We start from the raw sequence: 2,143 nt of genomic DNA on the forward strand, positions 1-2,143 counted from the left end.
AGATCAAGGACGGCGACGAACTTGAGGTAGACCTGGAGAAGGGCGAGATCAAGGATCTCACCAATGGCAACACCTTCCACGGCGACGCCGTCGCGGACCTGGAGATGGACATAATGAAGGCCGGCGGCCTCATCGAGTACCTCAAGGAAAAGGCCGTCAGCAAGTAGGAGAGGGTCGGCATGGGAAAGACATTCGCTGAAAAAGTGCTCGGCAAGGCGGCCGGCGAGTCCGTTTCGGCCGGCCAGGTCGTCATAGTTGAACCCCACTTTTGCATGAGCCACGACAACGCAGCGCCTATCTGGGGCATTTTCCAGAAGATCGGCGTGAATAAGGTCTGGAAGCCCGACCACCTGGTGTTCATCCTGGATCACGCCATCCCGGCGCCGACGGACAAGCACGCCGAGAACCACATGAAGATCCGCCAGGTGGTCAAGGAACAGGGGATCAGGTACTTCTACGACGTGACCAGCAGGGGCGGAGTCTGTCACCAGATCATGTGCGAGGAGGGTTTCGCCCTCCCGGGACTGGTCATCGTTGGGAGCGACAGCCACACCTGCACCTATGGCGCTTTCGGCACTTTCTCCACGGGAATAGGTCGCAGCGAGATGGCCGCCACTTGGGCGACGGGACAGATCTGGTTCCGTGTCCCCGAATCAATGAAGATCACCGTGACGGGCAAGTTCAAGAGAGGTGTTTCGGCGAAGGACCTGATCCTCAAGATAGCCGGCGATATAAAGGCCGACGGGGCCGACTACATGTCCATCGAGTTCCACGGACCCGCCATCGAGGAGATGTCCCTGTCCGAGAGGATGACCCTCTGCAACATGGGGATCGAGGTCGGGGCCAAGAACGCTGCCTGCCCCCCTGATCAGAAGGTCCTGGATTTCATCAAACCCATTGCCAAGACGGACCAGTGGGAAGCCCTCTGGGCCGACGACGACGCCCTTTACGCCAAGGAACTGCACTACGACTTGGGAGACCTGGTGCCCGCCGTCGCCAAACCCCACACGGTGGACAACTATGCTCCCATCGACGAGGTCAAGGGCACGCCGATACACCAGGCTTTCCTCGGGAGCTGCACCAACGCCCGCATCGAGGACCTGCGGCTGGCGGCAGATATTCTGAAGGGCAAGGAAGTGGCCGTGAGGACCATCGTCCTCCCCGCCTCTTGGACGGTCTACCGACAGGCGCTGGAAGAAGGGCTCCTCGAGGTCTTCCTCGACGCCGGGTGCGTCATAGTCAACCCCGGCTGCGGTCCCTGCATGGGCAACCACGAGGGGATCCTCGCCCCGGGTGAGACCTGCATTTCGACGGCCAACAGGAACTTCAGAGGCCGCATGGGCAACAAGGACAGTTTCATCTACCTAGCCAGCCCCATGACGGTCGCCGCCTCCGCTTTAAAGGGCGAAATCTCCGATCCCAGGGAGGTGCTTTAGCGCCATGAAGGTCACAGGAAAGGTCTGGAAGTACGGCGACGACGTCAATACCGATGTTATATTCCCCGGCAAATACACCTACACCGTCTCGGACCGTAACGAAATGGGCAAGTACGCCCTGGAGGACCTCGACCCCGAGTTCACCAAGAACGCCCAGCCGGGCGACATCATCGTCGGAGGCAAGAACTGGGGCTGCGGTTCCTCCCGGGAACAGGCCGTGACCTGCATCAAGGTGCGCGGGATAGGGGCCATAATCGCGAAGGGTTTCGCCAGGATCTACTACCGCAACGCCCTGAACGAGGGTTTGCCCATCGTGGTGAGCCCCGAAGCCGTGGACGCCCTCGAGAAGGGCGACGAGGTCACCGTCGACTTCGACAAGAGCGAGATCGTCACGCCCAGGGGGACCTTCAAGTTCCCGCCCTACCCCGATTTCGTAAAGGGGCTTATCGAGGATGGGGGACTTATCCCCCACGTGAAGAAGAGTTTGGGGCTGTAGGGGCGTAAGAAACCGTGAATCGGAAGAGCCAATGGGAAACCCGTGAAACGAAAAGCAAAAGCGTAAGACGTAAGAGCAAAGCAAAGGCGGCGGGAGAGATCCGCGCCGGCAGCGAGGGCGCGTTTTCGGTCCGCCTTTGATGAAACCAGGAGGGGGAAGCACAAATGGCAAGAAACGTCATGCAGGTGAAGGAAAAGAAGGATCGGTACCA

The 2,143-nt window shown here is 59.8% G+C and carries 3 protein-coding genes; all 3 read left to right on the forward strand.

Annotation, left to right across the window (positions count from 1 at the left end; translation table 11 throughout):
* Positions 1–167: 3-isopropylmalate dehydratase small subunit (gene leuD, locus GX108_05065; protein ID NLO56409.1), on the forward strand; the 167-nt coding region annotated here is incomplete at its 5' end.
* Between the two features lie 12 nt (positions 168–179).
* Positions 180–1,436 carry a 3-isopropylmalate dehydratase large subunit gene (locus GX108_05070; protein NLO56410.1) on the forward strand — a complete coding sequence of 419 codons (1,257 nt, stop codon included), beginning with the start codon at positions 180–182 and terminating at the stop codon, positions 1,434–1,436.
* A gap of 4 nt (positions 1,437–1,440) precedes the next feature.
* Positions 1,441–1,932, forward strand: a complete 492-nt coding sequence (locus GX108_05075; GenBank protein NLO56411.1) for a 3-isopropylmalate dehydratase small subunit — start codon at positions 1,441–1,443, stop codon at positions 1,930–1,932.
* Positions 1,933–2,143: the final 211 nt, after the last annotated feature.

Source organism: Thermovirga sp., assembly GCA_012523215.1.
Lineage (GTDB): Bacteria > Synergistota > Synergistia > Synergistales > Thermovirgaceae > 58-81.